11 protein-coding genes are annotated in these 15,564 nt (G+C 58.4%); 8 read left to right on the forward strand and 3 right to left on the reverse strand.

Annotated features, from left to right (window positions below):
* Positions 1–25 precede the first annotated feature (25 nt).
* From HU754_RS27460 to HU754_RS27470, 3 genes are all read left to right on the forward strand, one after another.
* Positions 26–1,297 (forward strand): YeaH/YhbH family protein, encoded by a 1,272-nt coding sequence (locus HU754_RS27460; protein ID WP_007910114.1) that lies wholly within the window; start codon positions 26–28, stop codon positions 1,295–1,297.
* A complete protein-coding gene (locus tag HU754_RS27465; protein WP_093441957.1) occupies positions 1,294–2,856 on the forward strand; it encodes a SpoVR family protein in 1,563 nt (520 codons plus the stop codon). Before HU754_RS27460 ends, HU754_RS27465 begins: the two co-directional genes overlap by 4 nt.
* Before the next feature lie 63 nt (positions 2,857–2,919).
* On the forward strand, positions 2,920–4,149 hold the full coding sequence (locus HU754_RS27470; RefSeq protein ID WP_186619889.1) for a multifunctional CCA addition/repair protein: 1,230 nt from the start codon (positions 2,920–2,922) through the stop codon (positions 4,147–4,149).
* Positions 4,150–4,247: 98 nt separating this feature from the next.
* On the opposite strand, the gene folK is transcribed toward HU754_RS27470, so the two are convergent.
* Entirely contained in the window at positions 4,248–4,766 is a 519-nt protein-coding gene (gene folK / locus HU754_RS27475) for a 2-amino-4-hydroxy-6-hydroxymethyldihydropteridine diphosphokinase (protein ID WP_186619891.1), read from the reverse strand.
* A complete protein-coding gene (folB, locus tag HU754_RS27480; protein WP_064390789.1) occupies positions 4,757–5,113 on the reverse strand; it encodes a dihydroneopterin aldolase in 357 nt (118 codons plus the stop codon). Before folB ends, folK begins: the two co-directional genes overlap by 10 nt.
* A 74-nt stretch (positions 5,114–5,187) precedes the next feature.
* On the opposite strand from folB, the gene plsY reads away from it, so the two are divergent.
* Positions 5,188–5,757 carry a glycerol-3-phosphate 1-O-acyltransferase PlsY gene (gene plsY / locus HU754_RS27485; protein ID WP_093441972.1) on the forward strand — a complete coding sequence of 190 codons (570 nt, stop codon included), beginning with the start codon at positions 5,188–5,190 and terminating at the stop codon, positions 5,755–5,757.
* Between the two features lie 23 nt (positions 5,758–5,780).
* Here the strand turns inward: plsY and tsaD are convergent, their stop codons facing one another.
* Positions 5,781–6,806, reverse strand: coding sequence for a tRNA (adenosine(37)-N6)-threonylcarbamoyltransferase complex transferase subunit TsaD (tsaD, locus tag HU754_RS27490; RefSeq protein WP_186619899.1), 1,026 nt, complete (start codon positions 6,804–6,806; stop codon positions 5,781–5,783).
* A gap of 199 nt (positions 6,807–7,005) precedes the next feature.
* Between tsaD and rpsU the strand changes: the two genes are divergently transcribed.
* From rpsU to HU754_RS27510, 4 genes are all read left to right on the forward strand, one after another.
* Positions 7,006–7,221, forward strand: a complete 216-nt coding sequence (gene rpsU, locus HU754_RS27495; RefSeq protein ID WP_002551877.1) for a 30S ribosomal protein S21 — start codon at positions 7,006–7,008, stop codon at positions 7,219–7,221.
* A 485-nt stretch (positions 7,222–7,706) separates the two neighbouring features.
* Complete coding sequence (gene dnaG / locus HU754_RS27500; protein ID WP_093441982.1) at positions 7,707–9,671, forward strand: DNA primase; 1,965 nt, start codon at positions 7,707–7,709, stop codon at positions 9,669–9,671.
* 67 nt (positions 9,672–9,738) lie between these two features.
* Positions 9,739–11,583, forward strand: coding sequence for an RNA polymerase sigma factor RpoD (rpoD, locus tag HU754_RS27505; RefSeq protein WP_093441990.1), 1,845 nt, complete (start codon positions 9,739–9,741; stop codon positions 11,581–11,583).
* Positions 11,584–11,709: 126 nt separating this feature from the next.
* The gene (locus HU754_RS27510; protein ID WP_186619906.1) at positions 11,710–15,456 is read left to right on the forward strand and encodes a bifunctional diguanylate cyclase/phosphodiesterase; all 3,747 of its coding nucleotides are present in this window, start codon (positions 11,710–11,712) and stop codon (positions 15,454–15,456) included.
* The last annotated feature ends 108 nt before the right edge of the window (positions 15,457–15,564 follow it).

Below are 15,564 nucleotides of genomic sequence, written 5' to 3' on the forward strand. Positions count from 1 at the left end.
CTTGAAGCTGCCCGGAGGGCTTCCTATGAGTTATGTGATCGACCGACGTCTCAATGGCAAGAACAAGAGCACGGTGAACCGTCAGCGCTTCCTGCGGCGTTACCGTGACCACATCAAGAAGGCTGTCGAAGAGGCGGTCAGCCGGCGCTCCATTACCGATATGGAGCACGGCGAACAGATCAGTATTCCCGGTCGCGACATCGACGAACCGGTGCTTCACCATGGCCGCGGCGGCAAGCAGACCGTGGTGCATCCGGGCAACAAGGAGTTCACCGCCGGCGAACACATCGCCCGCCCGCCGGGAGGCGGTGGCGGACGCGGCCCGGGCAAGGCCGGCAACTCCGGCGAGGGCATGGACGAATTCGTCTTCCAGATCACTCAGGAAGAATTCCTCGAATTCATGTTCGAAGACCTCGAACTGCCGAACCTGGTCAAACGCAACCTGAGCGGCACCGACACTTTCAAAACCGTGCGCGCCGGGATCAGCAACGAAGGCAACCCGTCGCGCATCAATATCATCCGCACCCTGCGTTCGGCTCATGCGCGACGCATTGCCCTTTCCGGTAGCAGTCGAGCGAAACTGCGTGAAGTGAAAGAAGAACTTGAGCGTCTGAGACGCGAAGAGCCGGACAACTTCGGCGATATTCAGGAACTCGAGGCGGAAATCGAAAAACTCAGCGCACGCATCCATCGCGTGCCGTTCCTCGATACCTTCGACTTGAAGTACAACCTGCTGATCAAACAGCCCAACCCCAGTTCGAAAGCCGTGATGTTCTGCCTGATGGACGTCTCCGGCTCGATGACCCAGGCGACCAAAGACATCGCTAAACGCTTTTTCATCCTGTTGTACCTGTTCCTGAAACGGAACTACGACAAGATCGACGTCGTGTTCATCCGCCACCACACCAGTGCCCGGGAAGTCGACGAAGAAGAGTTTTTCTATTCACGGGAAACCGGCGGCACCATCGTTTCCAGTGCCCTGAAACTGATGCAGGAGATCATGGCCGAGCGTTACCCGAGCAACGAGTGGAATATCTACGCGGCGCAGGCTTCCGACGGCGACAACTGGAATGATGACTCGCCAATCTGCCGCGACATCCTGATCAACCAGATCATGCCGTTTGTGCAGTACTACACTTATGTGGAGATTACCCCGCGCGAACATCAGGCCTTGTGGTACGAGTACGAACGCATCGCCGAAGCCTTCTCTGACACTTTTGCCCAGCAGCAACTGGTCTCGGCCGGGGATATCTATCCGGTCTTCCGTGAACTCTTCCAGCGCAGGTTAGTGACATGACCGCCAAAGAGCAGAAGCGCCAACCCATTTCCACCGGCTCCGAATGGACGTTCGAGCTGATCCAGACCTATGACCGCGAAATAGCCCGGATCGCGGCCCGCTATGCGCTGGATACCTACCCCAACCAGATTGAAGTGATCACCGCCGAGCAGATGATGGATGCGTATGCCTCGGTGGGCATGCCACTGGGCTACCACCACTGGTCCTACGGCAAACACTTCCTCAGCACGGAAAAGTCGTACAGCCGTGGGCAGATGGGCCTCGCCTACGAAATCGTGATCAACTCTGACCCGTGCATTGCCTATCTGATGGAGGAAAACACCATCTGCATGCAGGCGCTGGTAGTTGCGCATGCCTGTTACGGGCATAACAGTTTCTTCAAGGGCAATTACCTGTTCCGCACCTGGACCGACGCCAGCTCGATCATCGATTACCTGGTGTTTGCCAAGCAGTACATCATGCAGTGCGAGGAGCGTCACGGCATCGATGCAGTAGAAGACCTGCTCGACTCCTGCCATGCGTTGATGAACTACGGCGTCGACCGCTACAAACGTCCTTACCCGATTTCCGCCGAAGAAGAACGGCGTCGGCAGAAGGATCGTGAAGAGCACATGCAAAAGCAGATCAACGATTTGTGGCGCACCATTCCCAAAGGCGCGGATAAATACAGCGACAAGGACAACGCACGCTTCCCGGCCGAGCCGCAGGAAAACATCCTGTACTTCATCGAAAAACACGCGCCGTTACTGGAACCGTGGCAGCGCGAGATCGTGCGGATCGTGCGCAAGATCGCCCAGTACTTCTACCCGCAACGCCAGACCCAAGTGATGAACGAGGGCTGGGCAACATTCTGGCACTACACGCTGATGAACGACCTGTATGACGAAGGGCTGGTTACCGACGGCTTCATGATGGAATTTCTCACCTCGCACACCAGCGTGGTGTTTCAGCCAGGTTTCGATAGCCCTTACTACAACGGCATCAACCCCTACGCGCTGGGTTTCGCCATGTATCGCGACATCCGGCGCATGTGTGAAGAACCTACCGAAGAGGATCGTCACTGGTTCCCGGAAATTGCCGGGAGCGACTGGCTGTCGACCATCAAATTCGCCATGAGCAGCTTCAAGGATGAGAGTTTCATCCTGCAGTATCTATCGCCGAAAGTGATCCGTGACCTGAAACTGTTCAGCATCATGGATGACGATCAGAAGGACGACTTGTTGGTGCCTGCGATTCATGACGAACCCGGCTACCGGATCATCCGCGAAACACTGGCCGCGCAATACAACCTCGGCAATCGTGAACCGAACGTGCAGATCTACAGCATCGATCGGCGCGGCGACCGCTCACTGACCTTGCGTCACCAACAGCACGATCGCAAACCGCTGGGAGACTCCACTGACGAAGTGCTTAAACATCTGCATCGCCTGTGGGGCTTCGATATCCATCTGGAAACCCTGCAAGGCGACCAGATCATGAAAACCCACCACGTACCGCCACGCAGTGAACACAGCGAAGGAGATTACGGTCGACTTGACCTTGCCGTCATTCATCTTTGATCCGTTTTCGGCCTCCGAAAGTCTGACGCAAGGGTTATTCTGTCGGGCTAACGGAGGTTTTTTATGCAGATTTTCAAGGTTGGCGGTGCCGTACGTGATCGCTTGCTGGGCAAACCAGTCACCGACATCGATTGGGTCGTGGTCGGTGCCAGCACGGAAGAAATGCTCGCCCAGGGTTATCGCCCGGTTGGCGCGGATTTCCCCGTATTTCTTCATCCCAAAAGCGGCGAGGAGTACGCCCTCGCCCGCACCGAACGCAAGAGCGGGCGCGGTTATGGCGGTTTCACTTTTCACGCCAGCCCCGAAGTGACGCTTGAAGAAGACCTGATTCGTCGCGACCTGACCATCAACGCCATGGCCGAGGACAACGAGCATAATCTGACCGATCCCTACCATGGCCAGCGCGATCTTGAAGCCCGGATTCTGCGCCACGTTTCTCCGGCGTTCGCCGAAGATCCCCTCCGTGTATTGCGCGTTGCCCGCTTCGCAGCGCGCTATGCCGGGCTGGGTTTTACTGTCGCACCGGAGACGCTGGAATTGATGCGTCAGCTCAGCGAGTCCGGTGAGCTGGAGGCGTTGACCGCTGAACGTAGCTGGAAAGAAATCTCCCGGGCACTGATGGAAGATCAGCCGCAAGTGTTCATTCAGGTGCTGCGCGACTGCGGCGCACTGAAAGTACTGATGCCGGAAGTCGACGCGCTTTTCGGTGTGCCACAACCGGAAGCGCATCACCCGGAAATCGATACCGGCCTGCACACCCTCAGCGTCTTGGAGCAATCAGCGCTGCACAAACAACCGCTGACGGTACGCTGGGCTTGCCTGCTGCACGATCTCGGCAAAGGTCTGACCCCAGAGGAAGAGTGGCCGCGACACATCGCCCATGAGCACACGGGGTTGAAGCTGATCAAAGCGGTCAACGAACGCTTTAAGGCACCAAAAGATTGTCAGGAGTTGGCCTTGTTGGTCGGCAAGTACCACACCCACAGCCACCGGGCGCTGGAGTTGAAGGCCTCGACGCTGCTTGAGCTGTTGCAGAGCTTTGATGTGTATCGCCGACCGCAGCGGTTTGAGGAGTTTATCGCCGCATGCGAAATGGACGCCCGAGGCCGTAAAGGGCTAGAGCAGAGAAGTTATCCACAGGCGGATTATTTGCGCGGTGCGGCAAAGGCTGCGCGAGAGGTTGCGGTGCAGCCGTTACTGGAGAAGGGATTCAAGGGCCCGGAACTGGGCGAAGCGCTGAAACGTGAGCGACTGAAGGTTTTGAAGATCTACAAAGACGCGGCGTCAGCCTGAAAAGCTTCGTCGAATCGCCGCCCGGATCCGGCTCGCTCCCACAGGGAAATGCATTCCAAAATGTGGGAGCGAGCCTGCTCGCGAAGACGTCAGTCGATTCAACACAAGTCTAAAGGCGTAAGCTGCTGCCCGCGCCACTCAAACCCAACCGGCGCCAGCACCTGATCAATCTGCGCTTCAGCCCACAAAGTCGCGAAGCTCTTTCCCACCCCCGGATGCACGCGATCCGGCGCAATCAGCGACAGCGGCCACAGCACAAAAGCATTTTTCAGAATCTCCGCACGCGGCAGAACCAGTCCGTCGAAATTCCCCGCCAGATCACCATACAACAGCACGTCGATATCCAGCGGCAAGCCCTTGCGATCAGGCGCATAGCGACCGTTATCCGCCTCGATGAATTTCAAGCGTCGGTCCAGCTCCATCAACGGCAGATCGGTATACGCCGACACCACGAAGTTGAAGAACGGCCCGCTTTTGATCCCCACCGGTTGGCTCTCGAACACCGCCGAACAGCGGATATCCACCAGAAACGTCGCCAAAGCTTCAAGCCCTGCGCGCAAATGGGTATCGCGCTCGATATTACTACCGAGCCCGAGGTAGACCTGAGTCAGCGACATCCGCGCTCGATCTCCACACCCACGCCGCCCTTGGCAGCCGGAACGGCGCCGGGTTTGGTCAGCTTCAGGCGCACCCAAGTGATCTTGAATTCGCTCATCAGCACTTCAACCAGACGTTCGGCGAAGGTCTCGACCAGTTGAAACTGCGCTTGCTCGGCAAACGCCTGAATTCGCGTGGACACGCTGGCGTAGTCGAGCGCCAGAGTCAGGTCATCACCGGCGGCGGCCGGGCGATTGTCCCAGGCGAAGCTCAGATCAAGGCGCAGGCACTGGCGGATGCCGCGCTCCCAGTCGTAGGCACCAATCACGGTGTCGACTTCCAGGCCTTCGATAAACACTCTGTCCAAGCACTTCTCTCCGCTGCACGACAAGGGCGCAATGCGCCGTTAGAATCAGGGCGTCCTCGCCCGGAATAGTTAGCATGTTTTGGTTACTGGCGACTCTCGCCTACCTGCTCGGCTCGCTGTCCTTCGCCATTTTGCTCAGCCGCCTGACCGGAAACCCGGATCCGCGAATGAGTGGCTCGGGTAATGCCGGTGCCACCAACATGCTGCGCCTGGCCGGTCGCAAACTGGCGATCCTGACCCTGCTGGGTGATCTGTGCAAAGGCCTGGTGCCGGTGCTGATCGCTTCGACTGCCGGCCTTTCGCTGCAGGATCAGGCGTGGATCGGCGTGTGCGCCGTGATCGGTCACCTGTTCCCGCTGTACTTTCGCTTTCGTGGCGGCAAGGGTGTCGCCACCGCTGCCGGCATGCTGCTGGGCCTGTATCCGCCCGCCGCGCTGCTGGCAGTATGCGCCTGGTTACTGACGTTTTACCTGACCCGCACCAGCTCGCTCGCAGCACTGATCGCAACCCCCTTGACCCTGCCTTTGCTGGCCTGGCAGGAACCGGAAGCGCTGCTGCCGATGAGCGCGCTGACACTGCTGATCGTCTGGCGCCACCGCGGCAATCTACGCGACCTGTTTGCCGGGCGCGAACGGCATTTTTAAATACCGGCCATGAGCGCCACTCATCACAACGCCGACAATTGCTCCATCGGCCAGCGCGCCTGCACGCTGATCGCCAGACTTTCCTGCTGACCGGCCTGCAAACGCTGGCAACCGGCAAAGGCGATCATCGCGCCATTGTCGGTACAGAACTCCGGGCGTGCATAAAACACATCGCCCTTCATGTCGCCGAGCATCTTTTCCAGCGAAACACGCAACGCCTTATTGGCGCTGACGCCGCCCGCAATCACCAGACGCTTCATGCCGGCCTGCTTCAGGGCCCGCTTGCACTTGATGGTCAAAGTCTCCACCACGGCCTGCTGGAACGCCAGAGCGATGTCGCAACGGGCTTGCTCGCTGTCGTCCCCGGCGTTGACGCCCTGCTGCCAGGCGTTGAGCGCAGAGGTTTTCAGACCACTGAAGCTGAATTGCAGACCCGGGCGATCACACATCGGACGCGGGAAGGTAAAACGTCCTGCGACGCCCTTCTCGGCCAGCTTGGCGATTTCCGGCCCACCCGGATAATTGAGACCCATCATCTTCGCGGTTTTGTCGAATGCCTCACCGGCGGCATCATCCAGCGTCTCGCCGAGCAGACTGTATTGGCCGATGCCATCGACCTGAACCAGCTGCGTATGACCGCCGGAGACCAACAAAGCGACGAACGGGAATTCGGGCGGTTTCGGCTCCAGCATCGGCGCCAGCAAGTGGCCTTCCATGTGGTGCACGCCGAGCGCCGGAATGCCCCAGGCAAACGCCAGTGCCTGAGCGCAGGAAGCGCCGACCAGCAATGCGCCAACCAGGCCAGGACCCGCGGTATAGGCGATTGCATCGATCTCGGTCGGTACGCAGTCAGCCTCGGCCAACACCTGACGGATCAAGGGCAGCATGCGTTTGACGTGGTCACGCGAGGCCAGCTCCGGCACCACGCCGCCATAAGCGCGGTGCAGGTCGATCTGGCTGAACAGTGCGTCGGCCAGCAGGCCGCGTTCGCTGTCATATAATGCGACGCCGGTTTCGTCGCAGGAGGTTTCTAATCCCAGTACTAGCATGGGTTTGCGCCTTGTTTAGGCTGAATTCGAAGGCGCGCATAATAGTCGCCGCGTGATGCCCCGACCAGCGGTTTTCGATCAGAGGCTTTGCATTCCGAGCGATGAGGGGTTAACATCCGCAACCCTTAAAAACCGACGTCTTCAAGTGCTCTTTTGCCGCGAGGATGTTGACCCCGGTAATGAATGAAGGTAGCTCTGGATGCCAGCCGTCAAAGTTAAAGAGAACGAACCCTTCGACGTAGCTCTGCGTCGTTTCAAGCGCTCCTGCGAAAAAGCCGGTGTACTGGCTGAAGTTCGTAGCCGCGAATTTTACGAGAAGCCAACTTCTGAGCGTAAGCGCAAAGCAGCAGCCGCTGTTAAGCGTCACGCCAAGAAAGTTCAGCGCGAACAGCGCCGCGCCGTTCGTCTGTACTAATACACAGACGTTCGTAGCAAGCTTCTTGCCTAAGCCCGGCTCTCAGCCGGGCTAATGGCATTTGCGTAAAACGCTTGATGCTTCACCGTCGAAGCCGCACACGCGACCAAGACGAATCTGCTTCACACGTCAGACCTGGCTCTTTTGCCAGCGGTGCACGTCTTTTCTGACGAGCCTTTCAAGGCTACTGACGAGCACACCCACTGATTCCTCTTACGACGATCAGCCCAAGGCACCTGCATGCGTGCCCGCTTTATTGAGCGATCCGAGGCCCTGAACCGGCCGTCAGCGGATTCAGCGCAACACTTTCAAATAGTCGACGACTGATGAGTACTAACGTCAGTGGATTTTCGGCAGATACACTTCCCGACAGCGATTACGCAGACGACACCGGTCGAGCCGCACATTTTGCGTGCTTCAAACAATGACCCGCGTCCGGCAGCCTTTCGCATCGGACTTATTACAGCGCAGACGACGAGAACGCCATGGCCGGGCTGATTCCCCAGAGCTTCATTGACGACCTGCTGAACCGCACCGACATCGTCGATGTGGTCAGTTCGCGCGTGCAATTGAAGAAGGCCGGCAAGAACTACACCGCCTGTTGCCCGTTTCACAAAGAGAAAACGCCGTCTTTCAGCGTCAGCCCCGACAAGCAGTTCTATTACTGTTTCGGCTGTGGCGCCGGCGGCAATGCCCTCGGCTTTCTCATGGATCACGACAACCTGGATTTCCCCCAGGCTGTCGAAGATCTGGCCAAAGCCGCCGGCATGGAAATCCCCCGCGAAGAAAGCGGCCGCGAGCGCAAGCCACGGCAGCCGACCGATTCGCCGCTGTATCCACTGCTCACCGCCGCCGCCGACTTTTACCGGCAGGCGCTCAAGAGCCATCCGGCACGCAAAGCTGCAGTGGATTACCTCAAGGGACGCGGCCTGACTGGCGAGATCGCCCGGGATTTCGGCCTCGGTTTCGCGCCGCCGGGCTGGGACAATCTGTTCAAGCACTTGAGCAGCGATACATTGCAGCAGAAGGCCATGATCGACGCAGGCCTGCTGATCGAGAACGCCGAAACCGGCAAACGCTATGACCGCTTCCGCGATCGCGTAATGTTCCCGATCCGCGACACCCGCGGGCGGATCATCGCTTTCGGCGGCCGCGTACTCGGCGACGACAAGCCGAAATACCTGAACTCACCGGAAACCCCGGTATTCCATAAAGGCCAGGAACTCTATGGCCTCTATGAAGCACGCAAGAACAACCGCAACCTCGACGAAATCATCGTCGTCGAAGGTTACATGGACGTCATCGCCCTCGCACAGCAGGGGCTGAAGAATGCCGTCGCGACGCTGGGCACCGCGACCAGCGAAGAACATTTGAAGCGCCTGTTCCGCGTCGTACCGAACGTGTTGTTCTGTTTCGACGGCGACCAGGCCGGCCGCAACGCCGCGTGGCGCGCCCTGGAAGCAACGCTTTCGAGCCTGCAAGACGGCCGCCGGGCGCGCTTTTTGTTTCTGCCCGAAGGCGAAGACCCGGATACCCTGGTGCGCGCCGAAGGCACTGACGCCTTCAAGGCCCGGATCAATCAGCACGCTCAGCCACTGGCGGATTATTTCTTCCAGCAATTGACCGAAGAAGCCGATCCGCGCTCGCTCGAAGGCAAGGCCCACATGGCCACCCTCGCCGCACCGCTGATCGACAAAGTGCCGGGCGCCAACCTGCGTATTCTGATGCGTCAGCGCCTGACCGAAATCACCGGCCTGAGCAGCGAAACCGTCAGTCAGCTGGCACAAAGCGCGCCACAGGAAGCGCCGCCCGCCTACGATCCGGGCATCGATTACGATGCGATGCCGGACTACAGCGACTACCATCAGCCGCAGGCACAGGACATGTATGTGCCGCAGCAGGAGTGGACGCCGAAAAAGCCCGGCGCTGGCGGAAAGAAGTGGGACAAAAAACCCTGGGACAAGAACGGCAAACGTGGCGGTGATCGCGATCAGCAGCGCCCGCGCACACCGATTGGCGTCGAGTCGCCAACCCTGACCGCCCTGCGCACACTGCTTCATCACCCACAATTGGCCAAGCGCGTCGAAGATGCCGGGCACATTGCGGACGAGAATCAGACCAACGCCCAGTTACTTGTGGCCCTGCTCGAAGCTGTACAGAAGAATCCCAAGCTAAACTCATTTCAGTTGATCGCGCGATGGCACGGCACTGAACAGGGACGCTTGCTCAAGGCTTTGGCAGAAAAGGAGTGGCTGATTGACGGCGATAACCTTGAACAACAGTTTTTCGACACCATTACTAGCTTGTCAGCCCGCCAACGCGAGCGAAATCTGGAACAGTTGCTCAGGAAAGCGCGTCAAAGCGAACTGAGCGTTGAAGAGAAAAACCAACTGCGCGACCTACTAAGTCGCAATGTTTCCGCATCAAACCCGACCTCAACTGGCGCGTGAGGTCATAGCTCAGGTATAATCCTCGGCTTGTTTTTTGCCCGCCAAGACCTTCAGTGGATAGGGTGTTATGTCCGGAAAAGCGCAACAGCAGTCTCGTATTATTGAGTTGATCAAACTGGGTCGTGAGCAGAAGTATCTGACTTACGCCGAGGTCAACGACCACCTGCCCGAGGATATTTCAGATCCTGAGCAGGTGGAAGACATCATCCGCATGATTAACGACATGGGGATCCCCGTACACGAGAGTGCTCCGGATGCGGACGCCCTTATGTTGGCCGACGCCGATACCGACGAGGCCGCTGCGGAAGAAGCAGCCGCTGCGTTGGCAGCGGTGGAGACCGATATCGGTCGCACCACTGACCCTGTGCGCATGTACATGCGTGAAATGGGTACGGTCGAGCTTCTGACTCGTGAAGGCGAAATCGAAATCGCCAAGCGTATCGAAGAGGGCATCCGTGAAGTGATGAGCGCAATCGCGCACTTCCCTGGCACGGTTGACCACATTCTCTCCGAGTACACCCGCGTCACCACCGAAGGTGGTCGCCTGTCCGACGTTCTGAGCGGTTATATCGACCCGGACGACGGCATTGCGCCGCCTGCCGAAGTGCCGCCGCCTGTCGAAGCTAAAGTGGCGAAAGCCGACGACGACACCGACGACGATGAAGCCGAATCTTCCGATGACGAAGAAGAAGCCGAAAGCGGTCCGGATCCGGTCATCGCTGCCCAGCGTTTCGGCGCCGTGGCTGACCAGATGGAAATCACCCGCAAGGCCCTGAAAAAGCACGGTCGCAACAACAAGGCAGCGATTGCCGAGTTGCTCGCACTGGCCGAGCTGTTCATGCCGATCAAACTGGTGCCGAAGCAATTCGAAGGCCTGGTCGAGCGAGTCCGCAGTGCCCTGGATCGTCTGCGTCAGCAAGAGCGCGCGATCATGCAACTGTGCGTACGTGATGCACGTATGCCACGCGCCGATTTCCTGCGTCAGTTCCCGAGCAACGAAGTCGACGAAAGCTGGTCCGACGCCCTGGCCAAAGGCAAGAGCAAATACGCCGAAGCCATTGGTCGCGTGCAACCGGACATCATTCGTTGCCAGCAGAAACTGATCGCGCTGGAAACCGAAACCGGTCTGACCATCGCAGAAATCAAGGACATCAACCGTCGCATGTCGATCGGTGAGGCCAAGGCCCGCCGCGCGAAGAAAGAGATGGTTGAAGCCAACTTGCGTCTGGTGATCTCGATCGCCAAGAAGTACACCAACCGTGGTCTGCAATTCCTCGATCTGATCCAGGAAGGCAACATCGGCTTGATGAAAGCGGTAGACAAGTTCGAATACCGTCGTGGTTACAAGTTCTCGACTTATGCCACCTGGTGGATCCGTCAAGCGATCACTCGCTCGATCGCCGACCAGGCCCGCACCATCCGTATTCCGGTGCACATGATCGAGACGATCAACAAGCTCAACCGTATTTCCCGGCAGATGCTGCAGGAAATGGGTCGCGAACCGACCCCGGAAGAGCTGGGCGAACGCATGGAAATGCCTGAGGACAAGATCCGCAAGGTATTGAAGATCGCTAAAGAGCCGATCTCCATGGAAACCCCGATCGGTGATGACGAAGACTCCCATCTGGGTGACTTCATCGAAGACTCGACCATGCAGTCGCCAATCGATGTCGCCACTGTTGAGAGCCTGAAAGAAGCGACTCGCGAAGTGCTGTCCGGCCTCACTGCCCGTGAAGCCAAAGTACTGCGCATGCGTTTCGGTATCGACATGAACACCGACCACACACTCGAAGAAGTGGGCAAACAGTTTGACGTAACGCGTGAGCGGATCCGTCAGATCGAAGCCAAGGCGCTGCGCAAGCTACGCCACCCGACGCGAAGCGAGCATCTGCGCTCCTTCCTCGACGAGTGATACCAGAACCCCCGGCCCAGGCCGGGGGTTTTGTTTATATGGCAGATTAAATCCTTCGCAACGCCCCTCCCCCGCGTACCCCGTCTACACTCGAAACAATCATCCCCGAGCCATAACGAGAGCGTTATGCCCAGATTGGCGTCCGTGCTTTTTTTGCTGTCACTGATGATCTGGACCGCAACGGCTGACGCGCTGACTCTGACCGATGAAGAACGTAGCTGGCTGGCGGCTCACCCGGACTTGCGCCTGGGTGTCGATGCGTCGTGGCCGCCCTTTGAGTTTCGCGACGATCAGAGCCGCTATCAGGGCCTGGCTGCCGACTATATCGACGTGATTCGCCAACGCTTGGCAATCAAATTGACGCCCATTGAACCGGTGAGCTGGACGGTGGTGCTCGAACAGGTCAAATCGGGCAAGATCGACCTCCTGCCCGGCATCATGTCCACCCCCGAGCGTCAGACCTACCTGTCGTTCACCCGCCCGTATCTTGATTTTCCGATCGTCATTCTCGCCCACATCGGCGGCGCGCAACCGCGCAAGCTCGACGACCTGTACGGTTTGAAGATCGCCGTGGTGGAAAACTACGCGCCCCACGAACTGCTGCGCACCCACCACCCCGATCTGAATCTGGTGGCCATGCCCAATGTCAGTTCGGCATTACAAGCGTTGGCGACCGACGAAGTGGACGCCGTCGTCGGCGACCTCGCGTCCAGCGTCTGGAGCCTGCGCCAGCTCAAGCTCGACGGTCTGTACGTCAGTGGCGAAACCCCATATCGCTACCAACTGGCGATGGCCGTGCCCCGCGATAACAAGATGCTGGTGGGGATTCTCGACAAAGTCCTTGCTGACATGAGCCCTGATGAAATCAGCAGCATTCAGGAGCACTGGGTCGGCAACGTCCTTGATCATCGGACATTCTGGTCGGACCTGCTGATCTACGGTTTACCGGGTCTGTTGCTGTTGGTGACGATTCTCGCCGTGGTGATCCGCATCAACCGCCGCCTGAGTTCGGAAATCGCCCGACGTATCGACCTCGAACAGGAACTGCGCAGCAGCGAATACCACTATCGTGGCCTGGTCGAGAGCCTGTCGGCCATCGCCTGGGAAGCGCGGATGAGCGACTTCACCTACAGCTATGTGTCGCCCCACGCCGAGGACCTGCTTGGCTATCCACAATCCCATTGGTTGATTCCCGGTTTCTGGCACAACATCATTCACCCGGCCGATCTGACCCGTACACAAAGTTACTGCAAAGAAGCGCTTCGCCAGGGTCGCGATCACATCGTCGACTATCGGGTGATAACCGCTGATGGCCGCTGCCTGTGGGTGCGCGACATCGTCAGCCTGATCGAGCATGGCCATGAGCCGGTGATGCGCGGCCTGATGATCGACATCAGCGAAATCAAGCGCACCGAAGAGGCGCTGCGACTCTCGGAGCAAAAGTTCGCCTCGGTGTTTCAGCAATGCCCGGACATTCTGGTGATTGCACGGCTGTCCGATGGCTGCCTGCTAGAGGTCAACGAAGCGTTTGAAGAACAGATCGGACTGAAAGCCGAAGAAGTGCTGGGCCAAACGGCGACCGAGCTGAATATCTGGGGGATTCCCGGCGTCGGTCCCGGACTGCTGCAGCGCCTGCAGGCAGGCAGCATTCGTAATCTGGAGATGCCGTTTCGCCGCAACAATGGCCAACTGTTTACCGGCCTGATTTCCGCCGAGCCGTTTGATCTGGACACTACACCCGCGCTTGTCGTCGTAGTACGAGACATTACCCAACTCAAGGAAACCCAACAGCAACTGCAAACCTCCGAAGAGAAATTTGCCAAAGCCTTCCATGCTTCGCCGGACGGTTTGCTGCTGTCACGCCAGAGCGACGGCCTGCTGCTGGAGGTCAACGAAGGATTCAGCCGTATCACCGGTTTCAATAGCGCCATGTCGGTGGATCGCTCGGCACTGGATCTGGGAATCTGGGTCAACCTCAACGAACGCAAACAGATGCTCGATCTGTTGCATCGCGACGGCTTCGTCCGTGACTTCACCTGCCATATCCGCCGCAGTGACGGGCAGATCCGCCTCTGTGAAGTATCTAGCCGTCCGCTGCCGATTGGCGAAGATGACTGCATGCTGACCATCGCCCGCGACATTACCGAGCGGCATCTGATGCAGGAAAAACTGCAGCAGGCCGCCACCGTGTTCGAAAGTACCGCTGAAGGCGTATTGATCACCGACACCCAACAACACATCAGTGCGGTCAATCGCGCTTTCACCGAAATCACCGGCTACAGCGAAAGCGAAGCGCTCGGGCATACACCGCGTCTGCTCGCCTCCGGCCTGCATGACAGCGCGTTCTACGCGGCAATGTGGCACCAGTTGACCGATGAAGGCCACTGGCAAGGCGAGATCTCCAACCGGCGCAAGAACGGCGAGCTGTACCCCAGCTGGCTGACCATCAGTGCTGTGCGCAATCGCGACAAGTTCATTACCCACTTTGTTGCGGTGTTTGCCGACATCTCCAGCCTCAAACATGCACAAGCCAAACTCGACTATCAGGCGCATCACGACCCGCTTACCGGCCTGCCGAACCGCACGCTGTTCGAAAACCGCTTGCTGATGGCACTGAACAGCCAGCAGGAAAACGGCAGTCAGGGCGCCGTGCTGTTTCTCGATCTCGACCGCTTCAAACACATCAATGACAGCCTCGGCCACCCGGTCGGCGATCTGCTGCTCAAGGGCATCGCCGTGCGCCTGAAGGAGCAATTGCGAGACATCGATACCGTGGCGCGTCTGGGCGGTGACGAATTCATCATTCTGTTACCCGGCCTGCAACAGGCCAGCGACGCCGATAACATCGCCACCAAACTGCTCAACTGCTTCGGTGCGCCATTCCAGGCCGGTGAACATGAATTCTTCATCAGTGCCAGCATCGGCACCAGCCTCTATCCTCGAGACGGTTGCGACGTCGCCACACTGGTGAAAAACGCCGACGCGGCGATGTACCGCTCCAAGGCCAAGGGCCGCAACCGCGTCGAGAGCTACACCCGCGACCTCACCGCCCAGGCCAGCGAGCGCATTGCGCTGGAGCATGAACTGCGTCGGGCCATTGAACGTGATGAACTGTTCCTCTACTACCAACCGAAAATCAGCCTCGACGATCATCGCCTGGTCGGTGCCGAGGCGCTGATCCGCTGGCGTCACCCGACCTTCGGCGACGTGCCGCCAGAGCACTTCATTCCGCTGGCCGAAGAGAACGGCATGATCCTGCAGATTGGTGACTGGGTGCTCGAGACGGCGTGCCGGCAAATGTTCGAATGGAGTCAGGTCTACGACAGCCTCGGCCCGCTGTCGGTGAACCTCGCCGGTGCGCAATTGCGTCAGCCGAATCTGCTCGGACGCATCGAACAGCTGCTCAACGACAACCGCCTGCAGCCGGATTTACTGCAACTGGAAATTACCGAGAATTTCATCATGAGTCAGGCCGAAGAGGCGTTGGCGGTGTTACACCAGCTCAAACACCTTGGCGTTCAATTGGCGATTGATGACTTCGGCACCGGATATTCTTCGCTCAGTTACCTCAAACGGCTGCCGCTGGACATCCTCAAAATCGACCAGTCGTTTGTCCGCGGACTGCCCGATGACCCCCACGATGCAGCCATCGTCAGGGCGATCATCGCACTGGGCCGGAGCATGCAATTCACGGTTATCGCCGAAGGTGTGGAAACCCAGGCACAACAACAATTTCTCGCCGCCGAAGGCTGTGAACAGATCCAGGGCTACATCGTCAGCCTGCCGCTGCCGCCAGAAGAATTCGCCGCGACGTTTCTTCGTGTAACCGTATCGGATTTTTCGGATAGCACAGCCGAGAAACCGTCGCTATAATCCGCGACCTACTGAGGGCCTATAGCTCAGTTGGTTAGAGCAGAGGACTCATAATCCTTTGGTCCACGGTTCTTATGTTGACTTGATTTTTTGTGCACGTATCCTACC

The organism is Pseudomonas zeae (assembly GCF_014268485.2).
Taxonomy (GTDB): Bacteria; Pseudomonadota; Gammaproteobacteria; order Pseudomonadales; family Pseudomonadaceae; genus Aquipseudomonas; species Aquipseudomonas neuropathica.

Bases quoted from the DNA above. Each gene is read 5' to 3' on its own strand.
- HU754_RS27460 (WP_007910114.1), top strand. From the start codon at position 26: ATGAGTTATGTGATCGACCGACGTCTCAATGGCAAGAACAAGAGCACG.
- HU754_RS27465 (WP_093441957.1), top strand. From the start codon at position 1,294: ATGACCGCCAAAGAGCAGAAGCGCCAACCCATTTCCACCGGCTCCGAA.
- HU754_RS27470 (WP_186619889.1), top strand. From the start codon at position 2,920: ATGCAGATTTTCAAGGTTGGCGGTGCCGTACGTGATCGCTTGCTGGGC.
- folK (WP_186619891.1), bottom strand. From the start codon at position 4,766: ATGTCGCTGACTCAGGTCTACCTCGGGCTCGGTAGTAATATCGAGCGC.
- plsY (WP_093441972.1), top strand. From the start codon at position 5,188: ATGTTTTGGTTACTGGCGACTCTCGCCTACCTGCTCGGCTCGCTGTCC.
- tsaD (WP_186619899.1), bottom strand. From the start codon at position 6,806: ATGCTAGTACTGGGATTAGAAACCTCCTGCGACGAAACCGGCGTCGCA.
- rpsU (WP_002551877.1), top strand. From the start codon at position 7,006: ATGCCAGCCGTCAAAGTTAAAGAGAACGAACCCTTCGACGTAGCTCTG.
- dnaG (WP_093441982.1), top strand. From the start codon at position 7,707: ATGGCCGGGCTGATTCCCCAGAGCTTCATTGACGACCTGCTGAACCGC.
- rpoD (WP_093441990.1), top strand. From the start codon at position 9,739: ATGTCCGGAAAAGCGCAACAGCAGTCTCGTATTATTGAGTTGATCAAA.
- HU754_RS27510 (WP_186619906.1), top strand. From the start codon at position 11,710: ATGCCCAGATTGGCGTCCGTGCTTTTTTTGCTGTCACTGATGATCTGG.